This window comes from Citrobacter sp. T1.2D-1 (assembly GCF_950098555.1).
GTDB classification, from domain to species: Bacteria; Pseudomonadota; Gammaproteobacteria; order Enterobacterales; family Enterobacteriaceae; genus Citrobacter_A; species Citrobacter_A telavivensis.
This window is the reverse complement of record NZ_CATNHH010000045.1, coordinates 216,103-229,909: the sequence shown is the minus strand read 5'-3', so window position 1 is coordinate 229,909 and position 13,807 is coordinate 216,103. Positions and strand designations below refer to the sequence as shown.

Sequence of the window (13,807 nt, the reverse complement as noted above, 5' to 3'; positions counted from 1 at the left end):
CATAACTGGTATGACCTCTCTTATCCTGGCAAATTTTTGCCACTGCGCAAGTTATTAAAGTGTTAAAATTGACAGATTACGTTCTACCAGCGAATTTCCCATCCCCGGCACCTGCTTGAGATCCTCCACCGTTTTAAACGGGCCGTATTCCTCACGGTAGCTGACTATCGCCTGCGCTTTCTTCAGACCAACGCCATTCATCGCCCGTGCCAGCTCCTCTGCCGACGCGGTATTAATACTAACCCTGGTGCCCTCCTCGGCGCCGGCTTTCGCCGGAACAGCGGCTTTGTTTTGCCCTGCGGCCGGTGCTTGCGCGTTAGTCTCCACCACCGCGCTTTTCGCAGCCGCTGTCGATGTCGCCGCCAGCGAGCTTTGCGTCATACCTGCGCAGGCAAATGAAAGAGTGATAAGCAACGCTTTGATTCCATGTTTCATACTGTTTTCTCCTTGTTTGTTAACAGTGGAATCACGATAGCGAGGCGAAACCCAACGAACAAATGGCAAATTTCAGAAATGGAAAAGGCCGCGAAAGCGGCCTTCAGGAGTTGCAACGGTAGTGCAATGATTTGCGAGAAGCCTCGACGATTACGGCTGCTGATCCATTGCATCGCCGATTTTAATTTTCGCCGCTTTGCGCAGGTTACTCATCAGCGCTTCAAAGACAATCTGCGCATTGTTCTGGGTGATCCCCTGAACCATCGCTTTCTTCTGCTCTTCCGGCATCGAACCCGCTTTCACGTCGTCCAGCGCCAACAGAACCACATTGCCCTGCATATCGTTGGCAACGCCATAACTCGGCTTGTCCTTCGCCGGCAGGCTCAGACCAAACGCCGCCTGGCTAACCGGATCCTGACCCGTACGACTCAGCGTTTTAGACTCGCCAAAGCTCAGACCTGCGGCTTTCATTGCTTCAGCGCCTTTACCGGCCTTCAGCTCAACCAACAGTTTTTCCGCATCCAGTTTAGCCTGCTGCTCTGCTTTGTTGTGCTTAACCAGCGCCGTAACCTGATCTTTCACTTCAGACAGCGGCTTCACGGCTTCTGCCTTGTGCTCACTGATACGCAGGACAAACGCGCGGTCACCATCCACGGTGATGATATCGGAGTTTCTGCCCGGCGCGCCGTTTTCCCCCAACAGAGCACCATCAAAAATGGCGTCAGATACCGGTTTGAAATTCAGCTCTTCCGGCAGGTTGTCGTGGCTGAACCAGCCAGTTTGTACCGCTTTCGCACCAGCCGCCTGTTCGGCACCGGCCAGAGATTCCGTGTCATTGTTCGCCGCGTCGCTCACTTTCTGCTGTAAGGCAAAGTAAGCATCCAGCGCTTTTTCCTGTTTCACTTTCGCGGCGATATCATCGCGAACGTCGTTCAGCGGCTTCACAATTGCCGGCTGAATGTCGTCCAGACGTACGACCAGGAAGCCAACAGAGGATTTAATGACGCCAGAAAGCTGACCTTTCTCTTTCAGTCCAGCATTTTTCAGTTCATCCGGGGTGGTGGCTTCTTCCAGCCAGCCCATATCGCCGCCGTTGCGGGCAGAGATGATATCGGCAGATTTTTCTTTCGCCAGAGCAGCAAAGTCACCGCCTTTGTTCAGCGCGTCCAGCACCGCTTTCGCTTCATCTTCCGTTTTGGTCTGGATGATGCTGTAACGGTTACGCTGCGCCTGCGTGAACTGATCCTGGTGCTGATCGTAATAAGACTGAATATCTTCATCACTCACCGGCTTTTGCATCGACGCCGCATCCAGCTTGATGTAGCTGACGCGGAACTGTTCCGGGGTCATGAAGCTATTTTTGTTCTGCTCATAATAGCTGGCCACTTCCTGGTCCGTCACCGACTGCTTTGCAGCAAGCGCGTTAACGTCAATCGTGGCTTCACGGACGATACGCTGCTGAGAGACCAGCGCCGCCAGTTCATCGGTCTCGCCTTTGAGCATGAAATCGGTGCCTGCGACGCCGCTGATGAGTTGTTGAGTGGTCAGTTGATTACGTAGCGCCTGCGCATACTGGTCAGCGGTCATCCCCATCTGATTCACAATCGCGTTGTAGCGGTTGTTATCAAACTTGCCGTCCACCTGGAATGCCGGCGTGGAGAGAATGGCCTGTTTCACCTGTTCGTCGCTGATACTCAGTTTGAGTTCGCGGGCATACTGGTCAAGCAGCGCTTCATCAATCAAACGATTGAGCGTCTGCTGGCGCAGCGTTTTCATGTAACCTTCGTTCGCCGCGAGCTCAGAATACCGATCGCCCAACTGCTGCTGCATGCGATTACGTTCGCTGTTGAACGCATTCTCAAACTGCCCACGGCTGATTTCCTGGTCATTCACTTTAGCGGCGTAGTTGTTGCCTCCGCCAATCAGGTAACCACTCACGCCGGTCAGAATGAACGACACGATAATGATTCCGAAAATAATCTTGAGCACGAGACTGTTTGCAGCCGTGCGTAAGCTGTCCATCATGGTGTAACCACACTCCGCTGTAGGTGACTATACACTGCATCATTCAGGCTGCTTCGTCATGAACTGGCCCGATGCAACGTGAATATCTTTGTGTATATACGCATTACGCAGCATAGCGTTTCCTGAACACTGCGCATAAAGGTCTATTGTGACAAGAAACGGGGGCAATTGTCAGCCCACAACGTGTATAAAATCGCTGCAAAAATAAAAAAGGCACATCAGTTGATGCGCCCTTGTACTGAGTCCTGTCCCCGGAAGGGGATCACGCTTAGTTTACTGCGTCTTTCAGTGCTTTACCTGCACGGAAACCAGGTACTTTGGCGGCAGCAATGGCGATCTCTTTACCTGTTTGCGGGTTGCGACCAGTACGGGCAGCACGCTCTTTAACAGCAAAAGTACCAAAACCTACCAGCGCAACGTCATCCCCTTCTTTCAGAGATTCGGTAACAGAAGCAATAATTGCGTCTAACGCACGCCCAGCCGCAGCTTTGGAGATATCAGCCCCTGCAGCAATTTTGTCGATCAGTTGAGATTTATTCACTCTTCTCTTCCTCATTATAATTTATATCGCACCTGAGTCCTTCAAAGTACGACCGCGCAGCAGTTATATCAGGCCTGCCATGCCCTTACAACACCCGATAATGATGGCAAGCCCAATCCGTCATCTAAATTAGCTATACAAAAAAAGGCTGGCAAGTACGAAATGGCCTGCCAGCCCTGTTTTTATTAGTGCTCTTTGCGCGAGGTCACTATTTTGCCGTCACAACCTGCATTCCAGAGGGTTCATTTTGCAAAGCGAGGGTCAAAACCTCTTCAATGCGTTTCACCGGATGGATGTCCAAATCGGCAATAACATTGTCCGGAATCTCTTCCAGGTCGCGTTTGTTTTCATCTGGAATTAAGACCGTTTTAATACCACCACGGTGTGCAGCCAGAAGTTTTTCTTTTAACCCACCGATCGGCAGTACCTGACCACGCAGGGTGATCTCACCGGTCATCGCCACATCAGCACGCACCGGGTTGCCGGTCAGACAGGAAACCAGCGCGGTACACATCGCAATACCAGCGCTCGGACCGTCTTTCGGCGTCGCCCCTTCTGGTACGTGAACGTGAATATCGCGTTTTTCGTAAAAGTCCGGATTAATACCCAGTTTTTCCGCGCGCGCGCGTACTACGGTCAGCGCTGCCTGGATGGATTCCTGCATCACTTCACCCAGCGAACCGGTGTAGGTCAGCTTGCCTTTGCCCGGTACGCAGGCGGTTTCGATGGTCAACAGGTCGCCGCCCACCTCCGTCCACGCCAGACCGGTCACCTGGCCGACACGGTTTTCATTATCCGCACGACCATAGTCAAAGCGCTGTACGCCCAGGTAGTCGTGCAGGTTATCGCCATTGATCACAATATGTTTCAGTGACTTATCCAGCAGCAACTGCTTAACCGCTTTACGGCACAGTTTGGAGATTTCACGCTCCAGACTACGCACGCCAGCTTCACGGGTGTAGTAACGAATAATGCCGATAATGGCGCTGTCGTCGACCGTCAGTTCACCTTTCTTCAGCGCATTACGTTCGATCTGTTTCGGCAGCAGATGCTGCTTGGCAATGTTCAGCTTCTCGTCTTCGGTATAACCGGACAGACGGATCACTTCCATACGATCCAGCAGCGGTGCCGGAATGTTCATGGAGTTGGAGGTCGCTACAAACATCACGTCGCTGAGATCGTAGTCCACTTCCAGGTAATGATCGCTGAACGCCACGTTCTGCTCAGGATCCAGCACCTCAAGCAGTGCGGATGCCGGATCGCCACGCATGTCAGAAGACATTTTGTCGATCTCATCAAGCAGGAACAGCGGGTTTTTAACGCCCACTTTGGCCATTTTCTGGATCAGTTTACCCGGCATAGAACCGATATACGTCCGACGGTGACCACGAATTTCCGCTTCATCACGCACGCCGCCCAGCGCCATACGGATGTATTTACGCCCGGTCGCTTTAGCGATGGACTGACCCAGAGAGGTTTTACCCACCCCCGGCGGTCCCACCAGGCACAGGATCGGTCCCTTGATTTTGTTTACACGGCTTTGTACCGCGAGATACTCAAGGATGCGGTCTTTCACACGTTCCAGACCGTAATGGTCGGTATCGAGGATTTCCTGCGCCTGACGCAGGTCTTTTTTGACCTTGCTACGCGCATTCCACGGCACCTGTACCATCCAGTCGATATAGCCACGCACGACGGTCGCTTCAGCCGACATCGGAGACATCATTTTCAGCTTCTGTAGTTCAGCTTCGGCTTTCTCTTTCGCCTCTTTCGGCATTTTCGCCGCGTCGATCTTACGCTTCAGCGCTTCGTTTTCGTCCGGCGCGTCGTCCATTTCACCGAGTTCTTTCTGAATCGCCTTCATCTGCTCATTCAGATAGTACTCACGCTGAGATTTCTCCATCTGCTTTTTCACGCGGTTGCGAATACGCTTCTCAACCTGCAACAGATCGATTTCGGACTCCATCATCGCCATCAGATACTCCAGACGCTCGTTCACGTCTGACATTTCCAGCACGGACTGTTTATCCGCTAACTTCAACGGCATATGGGCCGCGATGGTGTCCGCCAGGCGCGCCGGATCGTCGATGCTATTGAGCGACGTCAGCACTTCTGGTGGGATTTTCTTGTTCAGCTTGATATAGCCTTCGAACTGACTAATAGCCGTCCGTACCAGCACTTCCTGTTCGCGCTCATCAATAGCAGGCGAATCAAGATATTCCGCTTTCGCAGAGAAGTGCTCGCCGTTATCAGACAGCGCAGAAATACGCGCACGCTGTAACCCCTCGACCAGCACTTTGACGGTGCCGTCAGGCAATTTCAGCATCTGCAAAATAGAGGCCACGGTCCCGACGGTGAAAAGATCGTTTACACCCGGCTCATCCGTTGATGCTTCTTTCTGGGCGACCAGCATGATTTTTTTATCATGGTCCATAGCCGCTTCCAGACAACGGATAGATTTTTCCCGCCCTACAAACAAGGGTATGACCATGTGCGGATAAACCACCACATCGCGCAACGGCAATACGGGGATTTCAATGCGTTCAGAACGCTCAGGATTCATAGAGCTCTCTCTTAGTTTAGTGTCCGCCAGGTAATCAGATGGCATAGCTGTGCTTCACGCCACCTTTAACATGTATGTCAGTATATGGGGATGTTTCCCACACATTCAACGCCATGTTTACGGAAAAATAAAAGGGGAGATAAAATCCCCCCTTTCTGATTAACTGATTGTATGAATTGGTTAATTATTCACCAGATGCCTGCTGCGCTTCCGGCTTACCGTAAATCAGTAATGGCTTGCTCTGACCGCCGATCACCGACTCATCAATCACCACTTTTTCGACGTCTTCCATTGAAGGCAGATCGTACATGGTATCCAACAGCGCGGCTTCTACGATGGAACGCAGACCACGGGCACCGGTTTTACGCGCCATCGCTTTGCGGGCAATCGCATCCAGCGCTTCGTCGCGGAATTCCAGGTCAACGCCTTCGAGGTTGAACAACGCCTGATACTGCTTGGTCAGGGCGTTTTTCGGCTCTTTCAGGATCTGGATCAGCGCTTCTTCGCTCAGTTCACTCAGCGTCGCCACGACCGGCAGACGACCGATGAACTCAGGAATCAGACCGAACTTGATCAAATCTTCCGGTTCTACCTGCGAGAGCAGTTCGCCTTCGCTGGCCTTGTCGGATTTCGCTTTCACCGTCGCGCCAAAGCCAATGCCGGAGCCGGTTTCAACGCGGTTGGCGATCACTTTATCCAGACCGGCAAATGCGCCGCCACAGATAAACAGGATCTTAGAGGTATCTACCTGCAAGAATTCCTGTTGCGGATGTTTACGTCCACCCTGCGGCGGAACGGCGGCAACCGTCCCTTCGATCAGTTTCAGCAGCGCCTGCTGTACGCCTTCGCCGGAAACGTCACGGGTAATCGACGGGTTGTCAGACTTGCGGGAAATCTTATCAATTTCATCGATATAGACGATACCACGCTGTGCCTTCTGCACATCGTAGTCGCACTTCTGCAACAGTTTCTGAATAATGTTCTCAACGTCTTCACCCACGTAACCCGCTTCGGTCAGCGTGGTGGCATCCGCCATCGTGAACGGGACGTCCAGCAGACGCGCCAGCGTTTCCGCCAACAGCGTTTTACCGGAACCGGTCGGGCCGATCAGCAGAATGTTACTTTTGCCCAATTCGACGCCATTGCTGGTGTCGCCATTGCGCAGACGTTTGTAGTGGTTGTATACCGCGACCGCCAGCACTTTCTTCGCCTGTTCCTGACCAATGACGTAATCGTCAAGGTGGTTACGAATTTCGTGTGGCGTCGGCAGCGCACTGCGTTCACGATGCGGTGCAACTTCCTTAATCTCTTCGCGAATGATGTCGTTACACAAATCGACACATTCATCGCAGATATACACGGATGGACCGGCGATGAGCTTACGCACTTCATGCTGGCTTTTGCCGCAAAAAGAGCAGTACAACAATTTGCCCGAGCCATCTTTGCGTTTATCTGTCATGAGTCAAAACCTCTTCTTTGTTCTTTGTGCCGCACACGACGACGCAAAATGCCATTCTCAGGCGCAACTCGCTTTGTCGCGTTGTGCCGCCCCTGGTAAGTATAGCGGCAGAGTTGCGCCCCGGGCATCAATTACGATGGGTCAAAATCGAGTCGACTAAGCCATACTCAACTGCCTCAGCGGCAGAGAGGAAGCGATCGCGCTCAGTATCACGTTCAATCTGCTCAAGAGATTGACCCGTATGGTGTGCCATAAGTTCGTTCATACGCCCTTTTACTTTCAGGATTTCACGGGCGTGAATTTCAATATCTGTTGCCTGACCCTGGTAACCACCCAACGGCTGGTGAATCATAACGCGGGAGTTCGGCAGGCAGAAACGTTTACCTTTCGCCCCGGCTGTCAGCAAGAACGCGCCCATCGAGGCCGCCTGGCCCATACAGATGGTGCTGACGTCTGGCTTAATAAACTGCATGGTGTCATAAATCGACATGCCTGCGGTGATCACGCCACCCGGAGAGTTAATGTACAGGTAGATATCTTTTTCCGGGTTTTCCGCTTCCAGGAACAGCATCTGCGCCACAATCAGGTTAGCCATATGATCTTCGACCTGGCCGGTCAGAAAAATGACACGTTCCTTAAGTAGACGAGAGTAGATATCAAAAGAGCGCTCACCACGTGAGGTCTGTTCAATGACCATCGGCACCAGCGCCATATGGGGTGCAAAGTTATCTCGTTCGCCGCTGTATGACATTTCCGTCTCCTGGATAAAAAATGAAAAAACCTGCTGTACCGATTGTAACCTTATGGACGGATTATCAGCTAGTCCCTCTGTTATGGGTACGGCATCGCCATAATTCAAGCATAACAATCTTTTGCTTTAACGCTAACACCGAAAAACGCTTTTTCGCACTCTTCCATGCAAAAGTCGTGACAAAAAAAAGACCCGCCACCTGACGGTGACGGGCCTTTGTGCGAATTTCGCGCGATTAAGCGGAATTACGCCTGCTGGTTCATCAGCTCATTGAAGGTCGTGGCTTTTTCAGTCACTTTCGCTTTCGCCAGAACCGCTTCAACAGCCTGTTCTTCCAGAGCGACGTTGCGCATGTTGTCCATCAGCTCTTTATTTTTGCTGTAGAACTCGATCACTTCTTTCGGATCTTCGTAAGCAGAAGCCATCTCTTCGATCAGGCCCTTCACGCGATCTTCATCCGCTTTCAGTTCATTGGTACGAATCACTTCGCCCAGCAGCAAACCAACCACTACGCGACGCTTAGCCTGTTCTTCGAACAGTTCACGCGGCAGTTCCAGAGCTTGTTTCTCGTTACCGCCGAAACGCTGAGCAGCCTGACGACGCAGAACGTCGATTTCGCTGTCGATCAGAGCAGCAGGAACGTCGATGTCGTTCGCTTTCACCAGACCGTCGATGGCCTGAGTTTTAACACGGTTACGCACTGCGCCTTTCAGCTCGCGTTCCATGTTTTTACGCACTTCAGCACGCAGACCGGCAACAGAACCATCTTCAACGCCGAAACGTTTGATGAATTCTTCAGTCAGTTCCGGCAGCTCACGCTCTTCCACTTTCTTCAGGTTAATGGCAAATTTCGCCGCTTTACCTTTCAGGTTTTCAGCGTGGTAGTCTTCCGGGAAGGTCACGTCGATGGTGAACTCTTCGCCTGCTTTGTGACCTTTGATACCGTCTTCAAAGCCCGGGATCATACGACCCTGGCCCATTGCCAGTACGAAATCAGACGCTTTACCGCCTTCGAACTCTTCGCCGTCTACAGAACCAGTAAAGTCGAGGGTGACGCGGTCTTCTGCATCCGCAGCGCCGTCTTTATCTTTCCAGGTCGCCTGCTGCTTACGCAGAGTGTCCAGCATCACGTCAACATCGGCGTCGGTAACGTCAACAACCGGTTTTTCAACTTCGATTGCGTCCAGACCGGTCAGTTCAACTTCCGGATAGACTTCGAATTCAACCGCGTAGGTGAAGTCTTCACCCAGTTTGTATTCGCCCGGAACGTAGTTCGGTGCACCCGCTGGATTGATTTTTTCTTTGATGATGGCATCAACGAAGTTGCGGCTCATCAGGTCACCCAGAACGTCCTGGCGAACAGACGCGCCATAACGCTGAGCAACAACATTCATCGGTACTTTGCCTTTACGGAAGCCGTCAATACGTACTTTCTTCGCTACGTTGACCAGCTCGCTTTTAACAGCGGTCTCGATGCTGTCAGCAGCGATAGTAATCGTTACACGGCGGCCAAGGCCTTGAGTGGTTTCAACTGAAACTTGCATCTTGTTACCTCAAAAAATCACAGTGCTCGGTCAACTCTACTCCGCAAGCACAGATTATTAGCTTCGCGGAACCGGGATGTTCTCTTAATCAATCACATTCCCTGTCGTCAGAATCATCCCGAAGACATTCAAATAAGACGCGGCATTATAGCGGCATCACTTTTATGAGTCGAGAACGGTTATTGCGCGTTGCTGCGGCATTTTTCACAATTCCCGGCTATTTTTGCCCTGAAAAGGGTCTGACCAGTGCAAAATTCAGACAAAACAAAACGGCCCGCAGGCCGTTTTCACATAATCTTTAGCAACATACTGGAAAAACGCCAGCGGTTGCAAATGCGTTTTTAAGCGATGCTTCCCGCTCCACGACACGGTGGCGACGCAAAGATCGTATCCTGCAATCCTTCCCATTCTTTAATGGTATAGGTATGTAGCGCCAGCGCATGGACCGTTGTGGACAGTTCTGCGGTTAACGTACCGTAGATCATCCGATGACGATTCAAAAAACGCTCGCCGGTAAAGCGATCGCTAACCAGAACGACTTTAAAATGGCTTTCTGAACCAGCCGGGACATTGTGACGATAGCTTTCATCCACGACTTCGAGGAACACGGGTTGGAACGCTGCCCTTAATTTTTCTTCTATTTGCTCACGTATCATCATGATATATCTCCTCAAACGGCGCTGAGATGTCACCCATCCCTTTAAATATTAGCCGCTTTTACCGGTTCCATTACACCATTACAACAAAAATTTAGCCTTCGTCTGATTTTCGCTGTCAAAGCGATGAAGTTTACTGATTCAACCCTTTGGTCGATGGCATAAACCCCAAATTTAATCCCTGTCACCTCATTATTCGGACAACATGATGAATTTACATACGTTACCCACTTCCCCTCGCCGTTGGCGATGTTATGATGGCGGAAATTATTCTCTATCCATATGATTCAGAGTTACTGAGAACACGAACATGCTAAAAAAAATCCTCTTCCCGTTAATCGCGCTTTTCATGCTGGCAGGCTGTGCGACACCGCCAACCACGATTGACGTTTCGCCTAAAATCACGCTTCCGCAGCAGGATCCCAGTCTGATGGGTGTGACCGTCAGCATCAACGGCGCCGATCAGCGTCCGGACCAGGCGCTGGCGAAAGTGACCCGCGACAATCAACTGGTCACGCTGACCGCTTCTCGCGATCTGCGCTTCCTGTTACAAGAAGTACTGGAAAAACAGATGACCTCCCGCGGTTATATGGTAGGCCCGAACGGTGCGGTCAACCTGCAGATTATCGTGAACCAGCTGTATGCCGACGTATCTCAGGGCAACGTTCGCTACAACATCGCGACCAAAGCGGATATCGCTATCATCGCCACCGCAGCGAATGGCAACAAGATGACCAAAAACTACCGTGCCAGCTACTCTGTTGAAGGGGCTTTCCAGGCCACCAACAAGAATATCGCTAACGCGGTTAACAGCGTCCTGACCGACACTATCGCTGACATGTCTCAGGACACCAGCGTCCACGATTTCATCAAGCAAAACGCGCGTTAATTCCGTCTACTGACCCGGCACCTCGCCGGGTCAGTTTTCATGCCCATGTCCAATCATTACTTACGCATTTTTCAGCAACCGAAATCAGCCATTTTGCTGATGCTAGGCTTTGCCTCCGGTCTGCCGCTCGCACTCACCTCCGGTACGCTTCAGGCGTGGATGACCGTCGAAAATATCGACCTGAAAACCATCGGTTTCTTTTCGCTGGTCGGTCAGGCCTATGTCTTTAAGTTTCTCTGGTCTCCGGTCATGGACCGTTACACGCCGCCCTTTTTAGGCCGTCGGCGCGGATGGTTACTGACGACACAATGTCTCTTACTGATTTCCATCGCCGCAATGGGCTTTCTGGAACCGGGAACCCAGTTACGCTGGATGGCAGCGCTGGCGGTAGTGATTGCCTTTTGCTCGGCCTCGCAGGACATCGTGTTTGACGCCTGGAAAACGGACGTCTTAACCGCAGAAGAGCGCGGAACCGGTGCGGCAATCAGCGTGCTCGGCTACCGTCTCGGGATGCTGGTGTCCGGCGGACTGGCACTGTGGATGGCCGACCGCTGGCTCGGCTGGCAGGGCATGTACTGGCTGATGGCGGCATTTCTGATCCCCTGCATTATTTCCACGCTGCTCGCTCCCGAACCGACTGACACTATTCCAGTGCCAAAAACGCTGGAACAGGCAGTGGCCGCCCCGCTGCGCGATTTCTTTGGTCGCAACAACGCCTGGCTGATTTTGCTGCTCATCATCCTTTATAAGCTGGGTGATGCCTTCGCGATGACCCTGACCACCACCTTTTTGATTCGTGGCGTTGGCTTCGACGCCGGTGAAGTCGGCGTCGTCAATAAAACGCTGGGATTGATTGCCACCATTATTGGCGCGCTGTACGGCGGGGTATTGATGCAACGTTTGACGCTGTTTCGCGCGTTGCTGCTTTTCGGCATCCTGCAGGGCGTCTCTAACACCGGATACTGGCTCCTTTCGGTGACGGACAAACACATGTTCAGCATGGCTGCCGCCGTGTTTTTCGAAAACCTGTGCGGGGGAATGGGCACGTCGGCGTTTGTCGCGCTGCTGATGACGCTGTGTAATAAGTCGTTTTCCGCCACCCAGTTTGCCCTGTTGTCGGCACTTTCTGCCGTGGGGCGCGTCTATGTTGGTCCGGTTGCCGGCTGGTTTGTCGAAGCCCACGGCTGGTCGACATTTTATCTTTTCTCGGTTGTGGCGGCCGTTCCGGGTCTGCTATTGCTGTTGGTGTGTCGGCAAACGCTGGAGTACACGCGACAGAGCGAAAGTTTCCTGCCGCGCACAGAGTTCCGTTCAGCCTACAGTCTGGCATTATGGATCCTGATGACAGGATGTGCGTTGCTCGCCGTCTGGCTGCTGCTCCTGTCGATGAACGCGCTGGACTTTACTAACTTCTCCTTCCTCGCAGGATTACTGGAAATCGCGTTATCTGTCGCCATTTTCGGCATCGTGTTTGGCGGATTGCTCGACTATCTGGCGCTGCGCAAAACGCGACTGGTGTAAACTGCCGCTCTTATTTAGCCGTTGTAATCACCCTGCGTAATTATATCGACTAAATAAACAGCAACTGAAAAAATTAATATTTGTTGTTTTGTGCGCAATAGAATCTGGAAATTATTGACGCCTTTTATAGGTTTTATTTTCCTTGATCGATTCAGCCTGAACACATTTATATTTTGTATTTAATTTGTCTCTTTATTGATAATCAGTTGTTAAGCAATTGTTTTATTTTCGCATTGGTTATACCAATTGCCCTCCTGTCACCTCCCTGAAGTCTCCTTTCGTTATAACGTGATGTTGCAACAGGTTCTTAATGTAGTGGCGACACATCTTGCAACATATGTGACACGGGCGGCAGAACCCGGTAACACAGATCCAATGATGTTTACAGTAATGTAACCTTCCCGTAAAATGCCCACACACTTTAAACGCCACCAGGTCCCGTGGAATTGAGGTCGTTAAATGAGACTCAGGAAATACAATAAAAGTTTGGGATGGATGTCATTAATTGCAGGCACTGCATTACTCAGTGGCTGTAATTCTGCGCTGTTAGATCCCAAAGGACAGATTGGACTGGAGCAACGTTCACTGATACTGACGGCATTTGGCCTGATGTTGATCGTCGTTATTCCTGCAATCTTGATGGCTGTAGGTTTTGCCTGGAAGTACCGTGCAAGCAATAAAGATGCGAAGTATAGCCCGAACTGGTCACACTCCAATAAAGTGGAAGCTGTGGTCTGGACGGTGCCTATCTTAATCATTATTTTCCTTGCGGTGTTGACCTGGAAAACCACTCACGCTCTTGAGCCAAGCAAGCCGCTGGCGCATGACGAGAAGCCCATTACCATCGAAGTGGTTTCCATGGACTGGAAATGGTTCTTCATCTACCCGGAACAGGGCATTGCTACCGTGAATGAAATCGCCTTCCCGGCGAACACTCCGGTTTACTTCAAAGTGACCTCCAACTCCGTGATGAACTCCTTCTTCATCCCACGTCTGGGTAGCCAGATTTATGCCATGGCCGGTATGCAGACTCGACTGCATCTGATCGCCAATGAAGCCGGTACCTATGATGGTATCTCCGCAAGCTATAGCGGACCTGGCTTCTCCGGTATGAAATTCAAGGCTATCGCTACACAGGACCGCGCCGCATTCGACCAATGGGTTGCTAAAGCGAAACAGTCACCGAACACCATGAGCGACATGGCTGCGTTCGAGAAAGTGGCTGCGCCAAGCGAATACAACCAGGTGGAATACTTCTCCAACGTGAAACCCGATTTGTTTAAAGACGTTATTAACAAATTTATGGCTCACGGTAAGAGCATGGACATGACCCAACCCGAAGGTGAGCACAACGCACACGAAGGCATGGAAGGCATGGACATGAGCCACGCGGAATCCGCTCACTAAGGGGCCGAGGAAGAAT

At 51.5% G+C, this 13,807-nt stretch carries 11 protein-coding genes; 3 read left to right on the top strand and 8 right to left on the bottom strand.

Translation table 11 applies throughout. The annotated features are described in order from the left end of the window. Positions 1–54 precede the first annotated feature (54 nt). From QQZ17_RS20800 to bolA, 8 genes are all read right to left on the bottom strand, one after another. Positions 55–435: a helix-hairpin-helix domain-containing protein gene (locus tag QQZ17_RS20800; protein ID WP_152405643.1), complete on the bottom strand. Its 381-nt coding sequence runs from the start codon at positions 433–435 to the stop codon at positions 55–57. A gap of 150 nt (positions 436–585) precedes the next feature. Further along, positions 586–2,460 (bottom strand): peptidylprolyl isomerase, encoded by a 1,875-nt coding sequence (ppiD, locus tag QQZ17_RS20795; protein ID WP_152405644.1) that lies wholly within the window; start codon positions 2,458–2,460, stop codon positions 586–588. Positions 2,461–2,728: 268 nt separating this feature from the next. After that, positions 2,729–3,016 carry a nucleoid-associated protein HU-beta gene (gene hupB / locus QQZ17_RS20790; protein WP_152754439.1) on the bottom strand — a complete coding sequence of 96 codons (288 nt, stop codon included), beginning with the start codon at positions 3,014–3,016 and terminating at the stop codon, positions 2,729–2,731. 193 nt (positions 3,017–3,209) lie between these two features. Next, positions 3,210–5,564 (bottom strand): endopeptidase La, encoded by a 2,355-nt coding sequence (gene lon, locus QQZ17_RS20785; protein ID WP_042285905.1) that lies wholly within the window; start codon positions 5,562–5,564, stop codon positions 3,210–3,212. A 184-nt stretch (positions 5,565–5,748) separates the two neighbouring features. Continuing rightward, entirely contained in the window at positions 5,749–7,023 is a 1,275-nt protein-coding gene (gene clpX / locus QQZ17_RS20780) for an ATP-dependent protease ATP-binding subunit ClpX (protein WP_042324505.1), read from the bottom strand. Positions 7,024–7,150: 127 nt separating this feature from the next. Beyond that, positions 7,151–7,774: an ATP-dependent Clp endopeptidase proteolytic subunit ClpP gene (gene clpP, locus QQZ17_RS20775; protein WP_002891804.1), complete on the bottom strand. Its 624-nt coding sequence runs from the start codon at positions 7,772–7,774 to the stop codon at positions 7,151–7,153. A 245-nt stretch (positions 7,775–8,019) separates the two neighbouring features. Next, complete coding sequence (gene tig / locus QQZ17_RS20770) at positions 8,020–9,318, bottom strand: trigger factor (RefSeq protein ID WP_152405645.1); 1,299 nt, start codon at positions 9,316–9,318, stop codon at positions 8,020–8,022. 341 nt (positions 9,319–9,659) lie between these two features. Continuing rightward, positions 9,660–9,977, bottom strand: a complete 318-nt coding sequence (gene bolA / locus QQZ17_RS20765; RefSeq protein ID WP_042324511.1) for a transcriptional regulator BolA — start codon at positions 9,975–9,977, stop codon at positions 9,660–9,662. 307 nt (positions 9,978–10,284) lie between these two features. Between bolA and QQZ17_RS20760 the strand changes: the two genes are divergently transcribed. The 3 genes from QQZ17_RS20760 (at position 10,285) to cyoA (ending at position 13,791) form a co-directional block, all read left to right on the top strand. Continuing rightward, positions 10,285–10,863, top strand: a complete 579-nt coding sequence (locus QQZ17_RS20760; protein ID WP_061076642.1) for a lipoprotein — start codon at positions 10,285–10,287, stop codon at positions 10,861–10,863. A 45-nt stretch (positions 10,864–10,908) separates the two neighbouring features. Beyond that, positions 10,909–12,384 (top strand): muropeptide MFS transporter AmpG, encoded by a 1,476-nt coding sequence (gene ampG, locus QQZ17_RS20755; RefSeq protein WP_152406383.1) that lies wholly within the window; start codon positions 10,909–10,911, stop codon positions 12,382–12,384. A 459-nt stretch (positions 12,385–12,843) separates the two neighbouring features. Continuing rightward, positions 12,844–13,791, top strand: coding sequence for a cytochrome o ubiquinol oxidase subunit II (cyoA, locus tag QQZ17_RS20750; RefSeq protein WP_152405646.1), 948 nt, complete (start codon positions 12,844–12,846; stop codon positions 13,789–13,791). Positions 13,792–13,807: the final 16 nt, after the last annotated feature.

Coding starts and splice junctions, on each gene's coding strand:
- clpP (WP_002891804.1), bottom strand. CDS start 7,774: ATGTCATACAGCGGCGAACGAGATAACTTTGCACCCCATATGGCGCTG.
- QQZ17_RS20800 (WP_152405643.1), bottom strand. CDS start 435: ATGAAACATGGAATCAAAGCGTTGCTTATCACTCTTTCATTTGCCTGC.
- ampG (WP_152406383.1), top strand. CDS start 10,909: ATGTCCAATCATTACTTACGCATTTTTCAGCAACCGAAATCAGCCATT.
- cyoA (WP_152405646.1), top strand. CDS start 12,844: ATGAGACTCAGGAAATACAATAAAAGTTTGGGATGGATGTCATTAATT.
- ppiD (WP_152405644.1), bottom strand. CDS start 2,460: ATGATGGACAGCTTACGCACGGCTGCAAACAGTCTCGTGCTCAAGATT.
- hupB (WP_152754439.1), bottom strand. CDS start 3,016: ATGAGGAAGAGAAGAGTGAATAAATCTCAACTGATCGACAAAATTGCT.
- clpX (WP_042324505.1), bottom strand. CDS start 7,023: ATGACAGATAAACGCAAAGATGGCTCGGGCAAATTGTTGTACTGCTCT.
- QQZ17_RS20760 (WP_061076642.1), top strand. CDS start 10,285: ATGCTAAAAAAAATCCTCTTCCCGTTAATCGCGCTTTTCATGCTGGCA.
- tig (WP_152405645.1), bottom strand. CDS start 9,318: ATGCAAGTTTCAGTTGAAACCACTCAAGGCCTTGGCCGCCGTGTAACG.
- lon (WP_042285905.1), bottom strand. CDS start 5,564: ATGAATCCTGAGCGTTCTGAACGCATTGAAATCCCCGTATTGCCGTTG.
- bolA (WP_042324511.1), bottom strand. CDS start 9,977: ATGATGATACGTGAGCAAATAGAAGAAAAATTAAGGGCAGCGTTCCAA.